A 16,712-nucleotide genomic window follows, 5' to 3' on the forward strand; every position below is an offset into this window, starting at 1 on the left:
GAGAGTATTAATAAACGTTAATATTTGTGTGCTGAATAATTGGCAGGCTATCTATCAAGGTATAAATAATGACTATAAAAAAAACAGCGCTGGCGGTATCGATCGGCGCAGCAGTGGCATTAACGACTTTCGCTTCACAGGCGGAAATCACGGTCCTGAAACAAGATCCGCAGGCGGGCAACCCGCTGAGCCGTCTTAACTTCACCGTCGGCGGAAGTATTCGTCCGCAGTTCCAGAATATGGCCGGTGACGATGGTAAGAATGGCTACAAACGTAATGGCTTCGATGGCGGTACACGTTTCCGCTTCGCCGCTGACTACTATCTGTTTGATGATATCAGTTGGGTGAGCTACTACGAGCTGGGCGTTAACTTCCCGGCGATGTTCAACTGGGATAACCACTACGCTGACGGTGCCAACGATACCACGCGTCGTATGCTGTACACCGGTCTGAAGAGTGCAACCTGGGGTACGCTGACCTTCGGTCAACAAAACAGCATTTACTATGATGTAGTCGGTGCGAAAACGGATATCTGGGACTACGACATGATCGGTCAGGCGCCAGGTAACGGTATCAATGGCGACTATGATGGTTCCTATCGTACGCGCAAATCTCTGAAGTATAAGAATACCGTTGGTGATGTGGATCTCTACGCCTCTTATCTGTTCAGTGATGATTACAATCCGAACAACGGTCTGCGCTACAAGCGTAAAGGCGGCGGCTCACTGGGTGTGGATTATCACATTACCGATGACCTGACCTGGGGTACGGCGTGGAACTACACTCGCGCGGAAATGCGTGGCAACACCAGCAAAACCTACGATCAAAACATCGTCGGTACCGCGCTGAGCTGGAAACCGGACAACTGGACCTTCTCGATGGGCGGCGGTTGGTATCAAAACTTCATGACCACCAAAAAAGTCTCTGTTAACGACTACTTTGCCGGTGACGCCTGGGGTCTGGAATACTTCGCCGGTTACACCTTCCCGGTGGGTCAATATGCGCTGAAATCCGTTCAGCCGTACTTTATGGGCGACCGTATTGAGTACGTGAATGGCCGTAACTATCTGCGTACCGACAACGGCGTGGGGATCAGCTTCCAGCTGGATTACGGTTTCCGTGTTGACTACGAACACGTCTTTACCTCCAGCACCGACAATCTGGGTGACATGAACCTGGTTCGTCTGCGTTACGACTTCTAATCGAACGCCTGCCGCCCGATACGCTTGCGCTTATCGGGCCTAAGAAAGCTGTTGTAGGCCGGATAAGGCACTTGTGCCGACATCCGGCTTTTTCATACCTTCTTTCATTTAAAAACATACTCTGCAACATCATGAAATAATTTCAAGGACAGCAGGTTGTGATCTGTGTCATGTTAACAATCAGCCTGTTAACGGGCCAACAAGAACAACGCCGCAAGAACGGCGTGAGACATGACACCACAACGTTAAAATGGAGAGAATATGGGATTGCGTCAGAGTTTACGCGTCGCGACCGGGGCGCTGTTACTGGCCTGTGGATTACAGTTTGCTCATGCGAACAGTGACCCGCACACAATCGTGTTTGGCGTCGCGCCTGGGCCATACGGTGATATGGTGAAACAGGCCATTGCCCCCACGCTGAAAGAGAAAGGCTATAAGGTAGTGGTGCGCGAATTCAGCGATTACGTGCAGCCAAACATGGCGCTCTCCAACGGTAGCATTGATGCTAACCTGTTCCAGCATTCGCTCTATTTTGACAAATTCACCGCCGATAAAGGCCTGAAGCTGAGCAAGCTGATTGTGGTCCCGACGGCCGGGATGGGGTTTTACTCACATAAAATCAAAAGCCTGGATGAGTTGAAAAAAGGGGATGTGATCACGCTTTCCAACGATCCCACCAACCTGGCTCGCGGTCTGCGTTTCCTGCAGTCTATTGGCCTTATCACCATCAAAGACAATATTGATCCAACTAAAGCCTCCGAGCGCGATATCGCCAGCAATCCCAAAGGGCTGGTGTTTAAACCGCTGGAAGCGGCACAGCTGCCGCGTACGCTGGACGGTGTGACCGGTGCGCTGGTCAACGGTAACTTTGCCGTGGCGGCAAAAATGGATCTCGCCAGCGCCATCAAGCAGGAACACCTGGACGAAAATCTGAAAAATATCATCGCGGTACGCAGTGAAGATGCGGATAAACCGTTCGCAAAAGATATTGTTGAGGCGGTGAAATCTCCGGCGTATCGCGCGGTGATCGACGATCCGCAAAATATCTACAGCGCCTTCCAGAAACCGGAATGGATGTCGGCAGCCCAATAATCGCTGCGCACAAGGGTTAACAGGGGCAGCGACGACTGCCCTTTTCGCATTTCTGAGGTGGCTATGATTGAGATTGAGAAAGTTTGCGTGGATTTTAGCGCAGGCCGTGGACCATCAACCCGGGCGGTTGATGACGTTAGCTTGCGCATTGGCGCAGGTGAGATATTTGGCATTGTCGGGACCAGCGGCGCGGGGAAAAGTACGCTGCTGCGCACCCTGAACGCCTTAACGCGTCCGAGCCAGGGAAGCGTGAAGGTGAACGGCGTAGAAATTTCCGCGCTGGAAGGGGGGCATCTACGTAAAGCCCGTCAGCGTATCGGTATGATTTTTCAACATTTTAACCTGATGCATACCCGTACCGTGGCGCAAAACGTCGCCTTTAGTCTGAAGGCTGCCGGATGGGAGCGCAGTAAAATTGGTCCGCGCGTGAGCGAAATCCTGGCGCTGGTGGGGTTGTCAGACAAGGCGAACCGCTTTCCGGTTCAGCTCAGCGGTGGGCAAAAGCAGCGTGTGGGTATTGCCCGCGCGATTGCCAATCATCCGGATGTGTTGCTGTGTGATGAACCTACTTCCGCCTTAGATCTCGAAACCTCAGCCACGATTCTGGCATTGCTTAAGCAGATCAACCAACAGTTGGGGATCACGATCGTGCTGATCACTCACGAGATGAACGTGATCAAATCGATTTGCGATCGCGTGGCGGTGATGTCCGGTGGCAAGGTGGTGGAGTCTGGTGAGGTGTTTGACGTTTTTGCTCACCCGCAGCACGCGTTCACGCAGCAGCTGGTGTCGCATACCCTCAATTTGACGCTGCCCGAGCGTCTGCGCCAGCATCTGCCTGGTCAGTTGCTAAAAATTCTGTTCATCGGCGATTCGGCGGAACAGCCGGTGTTGTCAGAAGTCGCGGTTAAATTTGGCGTGGCGGTGAATATTCTGCACGGCAAAATTGAATATATTGGCGAACGTGCGCTGGGGATTCTGGTCGTGCAGCTGACCGCGCCGCATAACCCTTCAGCGGTGGAAGTCGCCGTGGAACATATTCGTCAACGTACTGCACAGGTGGAGGTGATTCGTGGATGATTTATTGCCTGATTTAACGCTGGCGTTTAATGAAACCTTCCAGATGCTGAGCATCTCTACGGTGCTGGCAATTATTGGTGGTCTGCCGCTCGGTTTTCTGATTTTCGTCACCGACCGGCATTTATTCTGGCAAAACCGTTTTGTGTATCTGCTCAGCTCCGTGCTGGTGAATATCATTCGTTCGGTACCGTTTGTGATCCTGCTGGTTCTGCTGCTGCCGCTAACCCAGTTTTTGCTCGGGAATACCATTGGCCCGATTGCGGCGTCGGTCCCGCTCTCGGTGGCGGCAATCGCTTTCTATGCCCGTCTGGTTGATAGCGCGTTACGTGAAGTCGATAAAGGCATTATTGAAGCGGCGGAAGCGTTTGGTGCCAGCCCGATGCGCATCATCTGCACCGTTCTGTTACCTGAAGCGAGCGCGGGTCTGCTGCGTGGGTTGACGATAACGCTGGTGAGTCTGATCGGTTACTCCGCGATGGCCGGGATCGTTGGCGGCGGTGGAGTCGGCGACCTGGCGATTCGCTTTGGTTATTACCGCTACGAAACCCAGGTCATGATCGTCACTGTGGTGGCGCTGATTATTTTGGTGCAGGTCGTTCAGGTGCTGGGTGACTGGCTGGCAAAACGCGCAGATAAGCGCGACAGACACTGATCACTGTGCGTTAAGCCAGTCGGCAACGTCCTGCCATGTGCCGCGAAAAACGATTTTCGCGGCTTTCTTTTCCAGCTGATAACGATACATCGGATCGTAATACTCGTTGAGCAACGGTACCAGCCAGCCCATATGGGCGTCGGTGCTGCCCGTTGCCTGCTGTTCGTGCAGAGCCTCGTCGAGCAGGGTGGTCAGCTCGGCAAAACGTTGTAAACCCAGGCGACGGCGTATAGCAAACAGGCCGTGGTGCAGATACTCGCTGTACTCCTGCCAGCCCTGGCTCTCGCCATAAGCGTGGGTAAAATCGTGGTGCATCTTCACGAAATACTCTTCGCGTAGTCGCTCCAGACGACGCTCAAAAGGATCGTCCACCACTGCAATTGATGCCTGGGTCATGCGCTCGCGCAGGCATTCGGGCAGATGATTAGCCCCGATCATGCGGCCTTCATCTTCCAGTACCCACAGACGTAAATCCTGACGGCTATCGGTTTTAAGCATTTCAACCGCCAGCAGGTTTTCAAAACTCGCCTGACTCAATTGAGGTTCAACGGTGCGCCCAAACGAGGAGCCGCGATGGTGCGCCAGACCTTCGAGATCCACACCGTTTGGCTGCTGTTGCACCAGCTGCGTTTTACCGTTCCCGGTACAGCCGCCAATTAAGACGATCGGCTTTTGCACTAATTCTTCAGTCAGCTGTATCACTGCCTGGCGCAGGGCTTTGTAACCGCCTTTAATCAGCGGATAGTCAATACCGGACTCATGCAGCCACTGCTGCACAATATGCGAACGCTGACCGCCGCGCGCGCAGCATAAATAGCCTGCAGGATTTTGACGGCAGGCGTCCTGCCAGGCCCGCATTCTCTGTTGGCGGGTCTCACCCGAGACCAGTTGATGGCCGAGCGCGAGGGCGGCTTCGGGTCCCTGACGTTTATAACAGGTCCCAACGGCGGCACGTTCGTCATCGTTCATTAAGGGAAGGTTGATTGCGCCCGGCATTGCGCCCTGCTGAAATTCCACGGGGGCGCGTACATCGATTAAAGGCGTACCGGCAAGCAAAATTGCGCGGTAGTCCGTTCCATCGTTCATGTTTGATCCTGAAAATACAAAACAGCAATGGAGGGGATTTTACGCGCCAGAGGAGGGGCCGGGGAAGGATAAAATCAACTCCCCGGCATTATTGGCTTATTTCAGCTTTGACTGCGCCCAGATAATACCGCTGGCATATTCCGGCGGCAGCAGGGGGATAAGCGCTTCCAGCGTCGCGCTAAGGCGCGCGGTATCGCTGTCGCTCAGGTTCAGGTGACCCACCTTACGCCCTTCACGCACCTCTTTGTCATACCAGTGCAGATGCACCAGCGGCAGCTTCAGCCAGTCGTAGTTCAGGTCGCTACCAATCAGGTTTACCATCACCGAAGGGTGGTTCACCACCGGCGTCGGTAATGGCAGGTTGGTAATGGCACGTAGATGCAACTCAAACTGGCTGATGCTGGCGCCGTTTTGCGTCCAGTGGCCACTGTTGTGCACGCGCGGAGCCAGTTCGTTAATCAGCAGACCTTCCGGGGTGATGAAACACTCCATCGCCATCACGCCGACATAGCCCAGCTCCTGCATGATGGCAGAGAGCATTGCTTCAGCCTGTTCCTGCTGTCTGGCGTTAGCCTGCGGGAATACCACGCTGGTGCGCAGAATACCGTCCTGATGGAGGTTATGGGTCAGCGGATAGAAAACGGTGCTGCCGTCGTGCGCACGAGCGCCAACCAGGGAGACCTCACCGGAGAAGTTGATTCCCCGCTCGACGATGCACTCGCCGTAGCAGTCGTCCGGCAGTTGCTCAGTTTCATTTGCGCGCAAGCGCCACTGTCCACGTCCATCGTAGCCGCCGACGCGACGTTTCACGATCGCCAGCTCGCCAAGTTTGTCGAATACCGCAGACCATTCGCTTTTATCTGCCAGCAGCTGCCACGGCGCGGTCGCCAGACCGAGCTTGTCAAAAAGCTGCTTTTGCGTCAGACGGTCGGCAATAATCGGGAAGACGTCGCGGTTAACAAACGCCGGGTGGCGTGCCAGTTCGCGGGTGAGTGCCGTTTCCGGCCAGCGCTCAATCTCAGCGGTGATCACGCTTTGCTGAAAAGGGACCGCAGCCGGTTCAGCGTCCAGCCCGACGGGCCAGACCGCTATGCCCAGTGGCTCACCGGCCTGGCGCAGCATGCGCCCTAGCTGTCCGTTGCCAAGTACGCAGACCTGCTTCATGCGACACCTCGCGGGTCCGGGTTCTCCAGCACCTCATCGGTTTGCGCTTTGCGCCAGTCGTTCAGACGCTGGTGTAATGCTTTGTCGTGTGTTGCCAGAATTTGTGCTGCCAGCAGGGCCGCATTTGCCGCGCCCGCTTTGCCGATAGCCAGCGTGCCGACCGGAATACCGCGCGGCATTTGAACGATAGAGTAGAGGCTATCTACGCCACTCAGCGCTGCGCTTTGCACCGGGACGCCTAAAACAGGCACCAGCGTTTTCGCCGCAATCATGCCAGGCAAATGCGCTGCGCCACCGGCCCCGGCAATAATCACCTGATAACCGTTCTCCTCAGCGCTTTCGGCGAAGCTAAACAGTTTGTCTGGGGTGCGGTGGGCGGAGACGACTTCAACATGATGCGGAACGTCCAGGATTTCGAAGATTTCGGCGGCGAACTGCATGGTAGCCCAGTCGCTTTTGGACCCCATCACGATGGCGACACGCGCCGGATTATTGCGGGAAGACATGCGTCTGAAAACTCCTGTGGTGCACTACACTCGACTTTTGAGGCCACAGAGAATAGCATAATTCACCGCCAAGGAAAACGATTGCGCGCTTTGCACTTCACTCTTCAAGTAGCCTCTTTGTTGGCTGCATCTGCTCACCCCAGTCACTTACTTTTGTAAGCTCCAGGGGACTCACAGATTTGCCGCCTCGATGCAACTCGAATAGTTTTGTGTAAAGAGGAACTGGGTATCTGCAGAATTAAAACGGAAAGGCGATCAGTTCAACGTCGTCAGGGGTGACTTTGATCATCGAACCTTCGGTGTGCCATGCGCCTAATACCACGCGGAAAGCGGGTTGCTCATTGGCCGTAAGTTTGTGGACGGCAGGGCGGTGGGTATGGCCGTGAATTAACCACTGAACCTGATGTTTTTCCATCTCGCTAATCACGGCCTGCTGATTCACATCCATGATTTCCAGCGATTTGGTGTTGTTGGCTGCTTTGCTGTTGGCACGCATTTTCGCAGCGATTCGCTGGCGAACGAACAGCGGCAGAGCGAGGAACAGCTTCTGTAACCAGGGTTGATGCACTTTGGCGCGAAATGCCTGATAGCCTGCGTCGTCGGTGCATAAGGTGTCGCCATGCATGATCAGCACCTTGCGGCCATACAGGTCGAGCTCTTTTTCTTCGGGAAGCAAGGTCATGCCGCTCGCACGGGCAAAACGTTTACCGAGCAGAAAATCACGGTTGCCGTGAATAAAAAAGCAGGGAACGCCGGAATCAGTCAGTGATTTTATCGCCGCGGCCATTTCACGATGCAGCGGATTAGGATCGTCGTCACCAATCCAGGCTTCAAACAGGTCGCCAAGAATGTATAGCGCATCGGCCTTTCGCGCATCACCGGCTAAAAAACGCAGAAAACCGGCGGTGATCGCCGGTTCTTCTGTGCAGAGGTGAAGATCTGCAATAAACAGTGTCGCCACGATTACTCGCTGACGGTCACGTTTTCGATGATAACGTCTTCTTTTGGCACATCCTGATGCATACCGCTGCGACCAGTGGAAACGCCTTTGATTTTATCAACCACGTCCATACCTTCAACAACTTCAGCGAACACGCAGTAACCCCAACCCTGCATGCTTTCGCCGGAGAAGTTCAGGAAGTCGTTGTCTGCAACGTTGATGAAGAACTGTGCGGTTGCGGAGTGCGGAGCCTGAGTACGCGCCATCGCCAGCGTACCACGGGTGTTTTTCAGACCGTTGTTCGCTTCGTTTTTGATCGCTTCTTTCGTGGCTTTTTGCTTCATGCCTGGCTCGAAACCGCCGCCCTGGATCATGAAACCGTTAATAACACGGTGGAAAATGGTGTTGTTGTAAAAACCTTCGCGGCAGTAGTCCAGGAAGTTTTTAACTGTTTCAGGCGCTTTATCATCAAACGTTTTGATTACGATATCGCCGTGATTAGTGTGGAAAGTAACCATTTTTGCATCCTGTTCCGATAGATTGGTGCTTCGACCCCGTCAAGGGTCAGAGTTAGGGGTGTGTTATAGCATAACCGCAAGCTGCGATCACCTCGCAAAGTGTGCTGCTTCCGGTCTAAATTATGGGTATTATACAGACTTTACTATCCACACACGTCTACACGGAATCTTCGATGTTAAAAATCTTTAATACACTGACGCGCCAAAAAGAGGAATTCAAACCTATTCATGCCGGGGAAGTCGGCATGTACGTGTGTGGTATTACCGTTTACGATCTCTGTCATATTGGCCACGGACGTACCTTCGTTTCTTTCGACGTCGTTGCGCGTTATCTGCGCTTCCTCGGCTATAAGCTGAAGTATGTGCGCAACATTACCGATATCGATGACAAAATCATCAAGCGCGCGAATGAAAACGGCGAAAGCTTTGTGGCGTTGGTCGACAGAATGATCGCGGAAATGCACAGTGATTTCGATGCGCTGAATATTCTGCGCCCGGATCTGGAGCCGCGTGCTACGCACCATATCGCTGAAATTATCGAAATCACTGAACAGCTGATTGCCAAAGGTCACGCTTACGTTGCTGATAACGGCGACGTGATGTTCGACGTGCCGACTGACCCGAACTACGGCCAGCTGTCGCGCCAGGATCTGGATCAGCTGCAGGCAGGCGCACGCGTTGACGTGGTTGATGTGAAACGCAACCCGATGGACTTCGTGCTGTGGAAAATGTCCAAAGAGGGCGAACCGAGCTGGCCGTCTCCATGGGGCGCAGGTCGTCCGGGCTGGCATATCGAGTGTTCGGCGATGAACTGCAAACAACTGGGCAACCATTTCGATATTCACGGCGGCGGTTCGGACCTGATGTTCCCGCACCATGAAAACGAAATCGCGCAGTCCACCTGTGCGCACGATGGCGAATACGTGAACTACTGGATGCACTCCGGGATGGTGATGGTTGACCGCGAGAAAATGTCCAAATCGCTGGGCAACTTCTTTACCGTTCGCGACGTGCTGAAATACTACGACGCCGAAACCATTCGCTACTTCCTGATGTCGGGTCATTACCGTAGCCAGTTGAACTACAGCGAAGAGAACCTGAAACAGGCGCGTTCTGCGCTGGAACGTCTGTACACCGCGCTGCGTGGTACCGACAAATCCGTTACCCCTGCGGGTGGCGAGGACTTTGAAGCGCGTTTCATTGAAGCGATGGACGATGACTTCAACACCCCGGAAGCTTATTCCGTATTGTTTGATATGGCACGTGAGGTAAACCGTCTGAAGGGTGAAGATATGGCGGCGGCTAACGGCATGGCTGCGCATCTGCGTAAGCTTTCCAGCGTACTGGGCCTGCTGGAACAGGATCCAGAAGCGTTCCTGCAAAGCGGTGCGCAGGCGGATGACGGTGAAGTTGCTGAAATTGAAGCGTTAATCCAACAGCGTCTGGATGCCCGTAAGGCGAAAGACTGGGCGGCAGCTGACGCCGCGCGTGACCGTCTCAACGAGATGGGCATCGTGCTGGAAGACGGTCCGCAGGGTACCACCTGGCGTCGTAAGTAACTCTGTAATGCCCGGTGGCGCTTACGCTTACCGGGCCGTGTAGGCCGGATAAGACGCATCGCGTCGCATCCGGCAGATTAATGTTTCCGATACCACCACAGCACACCCATCATTACGATTCCCGGCAGCCATACCCACATCAACTCCGACATGATCACCTGGTGCCCGTACGGCGTGGCGTAGCGTGATAACGCAAACGGGGCGACTTTAATCACCTGCCATGGCGCGAAGAAGCGCTCATCCGACCACGGCCACAGCCAGCCGACGCCTTTACCGCCGGTGGTGACAGAATCCAGCAGACTGTGCGACAGCAGTGAAACCGTCAGGAATAGCCAGCAGCGAATCAATCCCGCCTTAAACCATCGTCGGCCAATCAAGACGCAGAGCAGCGGTACCACGAAGGCGAACAGCAGTGAGTGGGTAAATCCCCGGTGGCCAAACACATTGCCGTAGGCGACGCCGAACTTAAATGACAACACGTCGGCATCTGGCAGCATGGCCAGAACGACGCCAGCAAACAGTAATCTTGGGGGGATGACTTTAAGTCCGAGACCTAAGCCTAAACAGAGCGGAACGGCCGCGTGGGTAACGATAGTGGGCATGATGATCGCTTCGTGTTGAAAAACAACATGCTATCAGTTCACTGTGAAGCGGGGATGAAGTCATTATCTGAAAACGAGAGGGGAAAGTGGCCGGATACGGTGTTAACCTCATCCGGCACTTAGGGTCACGCCACGACGTTAATGCTGTGGCCTTCAAAGCTGACGGTCTGTCCGGCAACGATTTTGCAGCGTTTACGCGTTTCAACAACGCCATCGACCTTCACTAACCCTTCGCCAATAGCAATTTTTGCCTGGGCGCCGCTTTCGCTCCAGCCTTCCAGCTTCAGCAAATCGCAGAGTTCAACGTGTGGGTGTTTACCCAGTGAAAATGTGGCCATCTTAAACGTCCTTTACATCATGATATTCAACACACGCCTGCAGCGTGTTTTCGATAAGTGTGGCGACCGTCATTGGGCCTACGCCGCCGGGGACCGGCGTGATATATGACGCTCGTGCGGCCGCATCGTCAAAGACCACATCGCCAACAACCTTACCATTCTCCAGACGGTTGATGCCGACATCAATCACAATCGCACCTTCTTTGATCCACTCACCAGGAATAAAGCCCGGTTTACCGACGGCAACAATCAGCAGGTCAGCATTTTCTACGTGGCGGCGCAGATCTTTAGTGAATCGGTGGGTGACGGTGGTGGTGCAGCCAGCCAGCAGTAGCTCCATACTCATTGGGCGACCGACAATATTCGAGGCACCGATGACCACGGCATTCAGACCGTAGGTATCGATGTTGTAACGCTCAAGCAGGGTAACGATACCGCGCGGAGTACATGGGCGCAGACGCGGTGCGCGCTGGCACAGGCGACCGACGTTATACGGGTGGAAACCGTCAACGTCTTTATCTGGCGCAATACGTTCCAGCACTTTCACGTTGTCGATACCCGCCGGCAAAGGCAGTTGTACCAGGATACCGTCGATGGTGGTATCTGCATTGAGCGTATCGATCAGCTCAAGAAGCTCCGCCTCGCTGGTGGTTTCAGGCAGGTCATAGGAGCGGGAGACAAACCCCACTTCGTCACAGGCTTTGCGTTTACTCGCAACATAAATCTGCGAAGCCGGGTTGCTACCTACCAGCACAACAGCCAGGCCTGGGGCGCGTAATCCAGCCGCTAAACGCGCCTGAACTTTTTGAGCAACCTCAGAGCGCACCTGCTGCGCAATCGTTTTACCGTCAATAATCTTTGCTGCCATCAGAGAGAGAATTCCGTCTGTTACGTTAAACCGAAGGGGATGTCACTATTTTGTCAGAAGCGGGGCGTGCTGTCAGTTTTCGTTTGCGTTTTTACGTGCGATAACGGGTGTCATGGTCAGAGAATGGGAGCAGCACAGAGGCTGAAGTCTCCCAAGTAATTAATGAGCATGCGAATTAAAATTAACGTGAATGAAACAATTCATCACCCTGGTGTTTTCAGGGGTAATGCGCCATAAACCAGTCTGTTACGTACCTTTATGGAAGCATTTAAGTAATATTCACCCAGATTTTTCTTAGGTCCCAATAAGAATTGGCCAGGGTCAATAAAAGGATTTGCAGGTATTTTTCATTAATTGAAATGTTTAATTTAACCCTGTGACGAATAGTCATATTCGCGAAGATTAATTAGTGAATCAAATACTCAGGAGAGTTGGGGTAAAAGGTTAGCTAATTCTCTTGCGATATATATCTTTACAGGATGCAGAGATAATTAGCCTGACATTTAATGTCGATAATGATTCAAACGGATCCCGCAGGACGCCGGAGCCGGATGTGTGTAATTCAAGGGAAATCCATGAAACGTAAATTAATGACCTCTTCTGTTATTGCCAGCCTGATGTTAGTTGCAGGTGCAGCGGTTGCAGCCGATCCGGTAAGCGTTAGCGGCGGTACTGTGCATTTTGAAGGTGAACTGGTCAATGCAGCCTGTGCAGTCAGTACTCAGTCATCCGATCAGGTTGTCACCTTAGGCCAGTATCGTACCGCCAGTTTTACCGCAGTTGGCGATACAACGGCGCAAATTCCGTTCTCAATCGTGCTGAACGACTGTGACCCGAAAGTTGCCGCAACCGCAGCCGTGGCTTTCTCTGGTCAATCCGATATTACCAACAACAACCTGCTGGCTGTCACTTCTGCAGATAACGGTACCACTGCCAGCGGTGTCGGGATTGAGATCCTGGACAATACGTCCACCGCGCTGAAGCCGGATGGAGCTACCTTCTCTACCGCTCAGGCGCTGGTAGAAGGGACCAACACCCTGCGTTTCTCTGCGCGTTACAAAGCCACAGCCACCAGCGCTACGCCGGGTCAGGCAAATGCCGACGCGACGTTCATCATGAAGTACGAATAAGCCGTTCTGATTTGCGCAAGGATGACGTTCGCCTCACTGGATGAGGCAATTTCCGGGGATGATGAAGGATGCGGCAGATGATAGGGAAAGGCGTGGCGCTGGCGGGAATGCTGTGCGTACTGCCTGTGTTTGCACATACGGTAATACTGGAAAGTGGCCGCCTTCACTTACGGGGGCAGCTCGTCAATGGTGCCTGTACGGTCGCTACCGACAGCCAAAATTTGCGGGTGCAAATGGGGCAGTATCGCACCAATGCTTTCTCCGGGACGGGAAGCTTTGCCTCTACCAGCGTGCCGTTTTCACTGCGCTTAACGTCATGCAGCTCCGATGTTTACGACCACGTTGGGATTGCGTTTGCAGGTGTGACACCAGCAGAAGATCCGCAGGTTTTTCTTGCTAGTGGTGATGCGTCTGCGGCTTCGGGGATCGGTCTGGCGTTATTTGATGAGCGCCAACGGCAAATTATTCCGAATGCGCTGCCGCTTCATTATGCACCGATTATAACGCAAGAGATGACGTTTCATTTCACTGCTCGTTATCGGGCTGTCTCGGAAAATATAACGCCGGGAACGCTTCGTTCAGACGTGTGGTTTACGTTGGTTTATCCCTGATTAATTTCCCAACGATAATCACACCAAAGGTATTTGTAGCTATGTTTAATTATCTAAAATCAGGTTTTATCCTTTTACTGGCCTTATTTTCTGCTGCCAGTGTTCAGGCTGCCGGCGGTATTGCATTAGGCGCTACCCGCGTTATTTATCCAGCTGATGCCAAACAAACGTCCCTGTCTATTAGCAATAGTGATACCAAAGAACGATACCTGGTCAATTCATGGATCGAGAATAGCTCAGGCGTTAAAGAAAAATCGTTTGTGGTTACGCCTCCGCTGTTCGTCAGCGAACCCAAAAGCGAAAACACGCTGCGTATCATCTATGCAGGTGTTCCGCTGCCCAAAGACCGTGAATCGCTGTTCTGGATGAATGTGAAAGCCATTCCGTCAGTCAATAAAAACAGCCTTGAGGGTAAAAACGTTCTGCAACTGGCGATTCTGTCCCGCATCAAGCTTTTTGTCCGTCCGAATAATCTGCCGCAAATTCCGGAAGATGCGCCCGGGATGCTGAAATTTTCCCGTACCGGCAACCACCTGAAAATCAATAATCCGTCAGCGTATTACGTCACCCTGGTCAATCTCAACGTGGGGAAAACGAAGGTTGATAACGTGATGGTCGCGCCGAAAAGTGATGCGCAGGTCCTGCTACCAACGGGCGTTCAGGGCAACGTCACGTTCCAGACGGTCAATGATTATGGCGCCGTGACTCCGGCCCAAACGGTTAGCGTGCGTTGAGATAACGATGAATAAGACAACGTATTTTCCTGGCCTGTTACCGGGGGTTACGCCACCGCTGGCGGGGGTGGCGTTGTCCACGCTGGCGGCGCTCTTTCCCTCTTTAAGCCATGGGGAAAGCTATTTTAATCCGGCCTTTTTATCTGCGGATACGGCGACCGTGGCGGATTTATCACGTTTTGAAAAAGGCAATCATCAGCCTGAAGGTGTTTATCGTGTGGATATCTGGCGCAACGATGAGTTTGTTGCTACTCAGGATATTCGTTTTACGAGCAGTGAGGGAAAAGCCGGGGAGAAGTCTGGTGGGTTGATGCCGTGTTTTGGACTCGACTGGGTGAAGCGCCTTGGCGTCAATATCACCGCATTTCCGGCACTCAGTAAGGATCCGAACGATACCTGCATCAATCTACCTGAGGCGATTCCAGGCAGTGAGATTGCATTTGATTTTTCTACCCTGCGCTTAAACGTCAGCCTGCCGCAGGCGTCAATGTTAAACAGCGCGCGTGGCTATATTCCGCCGGAGGAGTGGGATGAAGGGATCCCGGCTGCGCTGGTCAACTACAGCTTTACCGGCAGCCGCGGCAGTGACACTGACAGCTATTTCTTAAGTATGCTCAGTGGCCTGAACTATGGCCCCTGGCGCTTGAGAAATAACGGCGCATGGAGCTATTCCAAAGGTGACGGATACCACTCACAAAGCTGGAAAAATATCGGTACATGGCTTCAGCGCGCGATTATCCCGCTGAAGGGTGAACTGGTGATGGGCGACAGCAACACCGGCAACGACGTTTTTGACAGCGTCGGGTTTCGCGGGGCGCGGCTCTATTCCTCAGACAGTATGTATCCCGACAGCTTACAAGGCTACGCGCCTACCGTTCGCGGTATTGCGCGTACCGCAGCGAAACTGACCATTCGTCAGAATGGCTATGTGATTTATCAAAGCTATGTTTCACCCGGCGCTTTTTCGATAACCGATCTCAACCCGACGTCATCCAGCGGTGACCTTGAGGTGACGGTGGACGAAAAGGACGGCAGCCAGCAGCGCTATACGGTGCCGTACTCCACGGTTCCCTTGTTACAACGAGAAGGGCGTTTCAAATACGACGTGGTTGCCGGGGATTTTCGCAGCGGCAATAGCCAGCAATCTTCACCGTTCTTTTTCCAGGGAACATTAATTGCCGGGTTACCAGAAGGCTACACCGCTTATGGCGGTACGCAGCTGGCCTCACGTTACACCGCGGTAGTTTTAGGCACTGGCCGAAACCTGGGGGACTGGGGGGCGGTTTCTGTGGATTTAACCCATGCGCGCAGTCAACTGGCAGATGACAGTACGCATCAGGGGCAGTCTTTGCGTTTTCTGTATGCGAAATCGCTGAACAACTTTGGTACAAACTTCCAGCTGTTGGGATATCGCTACTCAACGCGCGGCTTCTATACCCTTGATGACGTCGCGTATCGCAGCATGGAAGGGTATGAGTATGAATACGACAGCGAAGGCAATCGCCACGACGTGCCCGATGTGAAGAGTTACCACAACCTGAGTTACAGCAAAAAGGGCCGCTTCCAGATTAACATTTCGCAGAACCTGGGAGACTACGGCTCGCTGTATGTTTCGGGGAGTCAGCAAACGTACTGGAATACCTCAGACACCAATACCTGGTATCAGGTGGGCTATGCCAGCGGCTGGCAGGGAATTAGCTATTCACTCTCCTGGTCGTGGAATGAATCGGTAGGCATCTCCGACACCGACCGTATTCTGGCATTCAATATGTCAGTGCCGTTCAGCCTGCTAAGCGGACGGCGCTACTCGCGTGATAACGCGCTCGATCGCACCTACGCCACTTTTAATGCCAACCGCAACAGCAACGGACAAAACAGCTGGCAGAGCGGGATCGGCGGTACGTTACTGGATGGACGCAACCTGAGCTATAGCGTGAATCAGGGGCACAGCAGCACCAACGGTTACAGCGGAAACGCCAGCGCCAACTGGCAGGCGGCTTATGGCACGCTGGGCGTGGGATACAACTACGATCGCGATCAGCATGACTATAACTGGCAGCTCTCCGGCGGCGTGGTGGGGCATGCGGACGGTATTACGCTCAGTCAGCCGCTGGGGGACACCAATGTGCTGGTTAAAGCACCTGGCGCGCAGGGTGTGCGGATAGAAAACCAGACCGGCGTGCAAACCGACTGGCGCGGATACGCGGTGATGCCGTATGCCACCGTTTATCGCTATAACCGCGTCGCGTTAGATACCAATTCAATGAACAACAATACCGATGTGGAAAATAACGTTAGCAGCGTCGTGCCAACGCAAGGAGCATTGGTGCGAGCCGCGTTTGATACACGTATCGGTGTGCGGGCGCTGATAACCGCGAAATATGCAGGTAAACCTGTGCCATTTGGATCCGTTGTGCGTGAAAACACCAGCGGCGTGACCAGTATGGTGGGCGAAGACGGGCAAATCTACCTGAGCGGCTTGCCGCTAAAAGGTGAATTGCTGATCCAATGGGGGGAAAGCGCTAACGCTCGCTGCGTGGCGCACTATGCCTTGCCTGAGGAGAGTTTGAAACAGGCGGTGACGCTCACGAACGTGACGTGCGAATCTCCAACGGCACGACAGGAATAAT

The 16,712-nt window shown here is 53.4% G+C and carries 17 protein-coding genes; 9 read left to right on the plus strand and 8 right to left on the minus strand.

Annotated features, from left to right (window positions below; translation table 11 throughout):
- The first annotated feature begins 68 nt into the window (after nt 1–68).
- The 4 genes from OGY09_RS24065 (at nt 69) to OGY09_RS24080 (ending at nt 4,026) form a co-directional block, all read left to right on the plus strand.
- Nucleotides 69–1,202, plus strand: coding sequence for a porin (locus tag OGY09_RS24065; protein WP_008783995.1), 1,134 nt, complete (start codon nt 69–71; stop codon nt 1,200–1,202).
- A gap of 261 nt (nt 1,203–1,463) precedes the next feature.
- Entirely contained in the window at nt 1,464–2,294 is an 831-nt protein-coding gene (locus OGY09_RS24070; RefSeq protein ID WP_032942580.1) for a MetQ/NlpA family ABC transporter substrate-binding protein, read from the plus strand.
- 63 nt (nt 2,295–2,357) lie between these two features.
- Nucleotides 2,358–3,374 carry a virulence-associated ABC transporter ATP-binding protein SfbB gene (sfbB, locus tag OGY09_RS24075; protein WP_032942581.1) on the plus strand — a complete coding sequence of 339 codons (1,017 nt, stop codon included), beginning with the start codon at nt 2,358–2,360 and terminating at the stop codon, nt 3,372–3,374.
- Nucleotides 3,367–4,026, plus strand: a complete 660-nt coding sequence (locus tag OGY09_RS24080; RefSeq protein WP_003831085.1) for a methionine ABC transporter permease — start codon at nt 3,367–3,369, stop codon at nt 4,024–4,026. The genes sfbB and OGY09_RS24080 overlap by 8 nt, the downstream gene beginning before the upstream one ends.
- Here OGY09_RS24080 and mnmH read toward each other — a convergent pair whose 3' ends face one another.
- From mnmH to ppiB, 5 genes are all read right to left on the minus strand, one after another.
- Nucleotides 4,027–5,112, minus strand: coding sequence for a tRNA 2-selenouridine(34) synthase MnmH (gene mnmH / locus OGY09_RS24085; protein ID WP_032942582.1), 1,086 nt, complete (start codon nt 5,110–5,112; stop codon nt 4,027–4,029).
- A 96-nt stretch (nt 5,113–5,208) separates the two neighbouring features.
- A complete protein-coding gene (gene purK / locus OGY09_RS24090) occupies nt 5,209–6,276 on the minus strand; it encodes a 5-(carboxyamino)imidazole ribonucleotide synthase (protein WP_008783999.1) in 1,068 nt (355 codons plus the stop codon).
- On the minus strand, nt 6,273–6,782 hold the full coding sequence (purE, locus tag OGY09_RS24095; protein ID WP_003831107.1) for a 5-(carboxyamino)imidazole ribonucleotide mutase: 510 nt from the start codon (nt 6,780–6,782) through the stop codon (nt 6,273–6,275). Before purE ends, purK begins: the two co-directional genes overlap by 4 nt.
- Before the next feature lie 238 nt (nt 6,783–7,020).
- Nucleotides 7,021–7,743, minus strand: a complete 723-nt coding sequence (lpxH, locus tag OGY09_RS24100) for a UDP-2,3-diacylglucosamine diphosphatase (protein WP_032942583.1) — start codon at nt 7,741–7,743, stop codon at nt 7,021–7,023.
- Between the two features lie 2 nt (nt 7,744–7,745).
- Nucleotides 7,746–8,240 (minus strand): peptidylprolyl isomerase B, encoded by a 495-nt coding sequence (ppiB, locus tag OGY09_RS24105; protein WP_003021875.1) that lies wholly within the window; start codon nt 8,238–8,240, stop codon nt 7,746–7,748.
- A gap of 173 nt (nt 8,241–8,413) precedes the next feature.
- On the opposite strand from ppiB, the gene cysS reads away from it, so the two are divergent.
- The gene (gene cysS, locus OGY09_RS24110) at nt 8,414–9,799 is read left to right on the plus strand and encodes a cysteine--tRNA ligase (protein ID WP_032942584.1); all 1,386 of its coding nucleotides are present in this window, start codon (nt 8,414–8,416) and stop codon (nt 9,797–9,799) included.
- A 77-nt stretch (nt 9,800–9,876) separates the two neighbouring features.
- On the opposite strand, the gene OGY09_RS24115 is transcribed toward cysS, so the two are convergent.
- The 3 genes from OGY09_RS24115 to folD all read right to left on the minus strand — a co-directional run bounded on the left by OGY09_RS24115 (nt 9,877) and on the right by folD (nt 11,607).
- Nucleotides 9,877–10,401 (minus strand): metal-dependent hydrolase, encoded by a 525-nt coding sequence (locus OGY09_RS24115; protein WP_003831110.1) that lies wholly within the window; start codon nt 10,399–10,401, stop codon nt 9,877–9,879.
- Between the two features lie 125 nt (nt 10,402–10,526).
- Nucleotides 10,527–10,739, minus strand: coding sequence for a ribosome-associated protein YbcJ (gene ybcJ, locus OGY09_RS24120; protein ID WP_003831111.1), 213 nt, complete (start codon nt 10,737–10,739; stop codon nt 10,527–10,529).
- Between the two features lies 1 nt (nt 10,740).
- Nucleotides 10,741–11,607: a bifunctional methylenetetrahydrofolate dehydrogenase/methenyltetrahydrofolate cyclohydrolase FolD gene (folD, locus tag OGY09_RS24125; RefSeq protein ID WP_003831112.1), complete on the minus strand. Its 867-nt coding sequence runs from the start codon at nt 11,605–11,607 to the stop codon at nt 10,741–10,743.
- A gap of 575 nt (nt 11,608–12,182) precedes the next feature.
- On the opposite strand from folD, the gene fimA reads away from it, so the two are divergent.
- From fimA to OGY09_RS24145, 4 genes are all read left to right on the plus strand, one after another.
- The gene (fimA, locus tag OGY09_RS24130) at nt 12,183–12,737 is read left to right on the plus strand and encodes a type 1 fimbrial major subunit FimA (protein ID WP_032934356.1); all 555 of its coding nucleotides are present in this window, start codon (nt 12,183–12,185) and stop codon (nt 12,735–12,737) included.
- Between the two features lie 77 nt (nt 12,738–12,814).
- Nucleotides 12,815–13,348 (plus strand): type 1 fimbrial protein subunit FimI, encoded by a 534-nt coding sequence (fimI, locus tag OGY09_RS24135; RefSeq protein ID WP_032942585.1) that lies wholly within the window; start codon nt 12,815–12,817, stop codon nt 13,346–13,348.
- Nucleotides 13,349–13,389: 41 nt separating this feature from the next.
- Nucleotides 13,390–14,082, plus strand: a complete 693-nt coding sequence (fimC, locus tag OGY09_RS24140) for a type 1 fimbria chaperone FimC (RefSeq protein ID WP_032942586.1) — start codon at nt 13,390–13,392, stop codon at nt 14,080–14,082.
- A gap of 7 nt (nt 14,083–14,089) precedes the next feature.
- Nucleotides 14,090–16,711: a fimbrial biogenesis usher protein gene (locus tag OGY09_RS24145; protein ID WP_032942587.1), complete on the plus strand. Its 2,622-nt coding sequence runs from the start codon at nt 14,090–14,092 to the stop codon at nt 16,709–16,711.
- Nucleotide 16,712 lies beyond the last annotated feature (1 nt).

Source organism: Citrobacter sp. Cpo071 (genome assembly GCF_030332765.1).
Lineage (GTDB): Bacteria > Pseudomonadota > Gammaproteobacteria > Enterobacterales > Enterobacteriaceae > Citrobacter > Citrobacter portucalensis.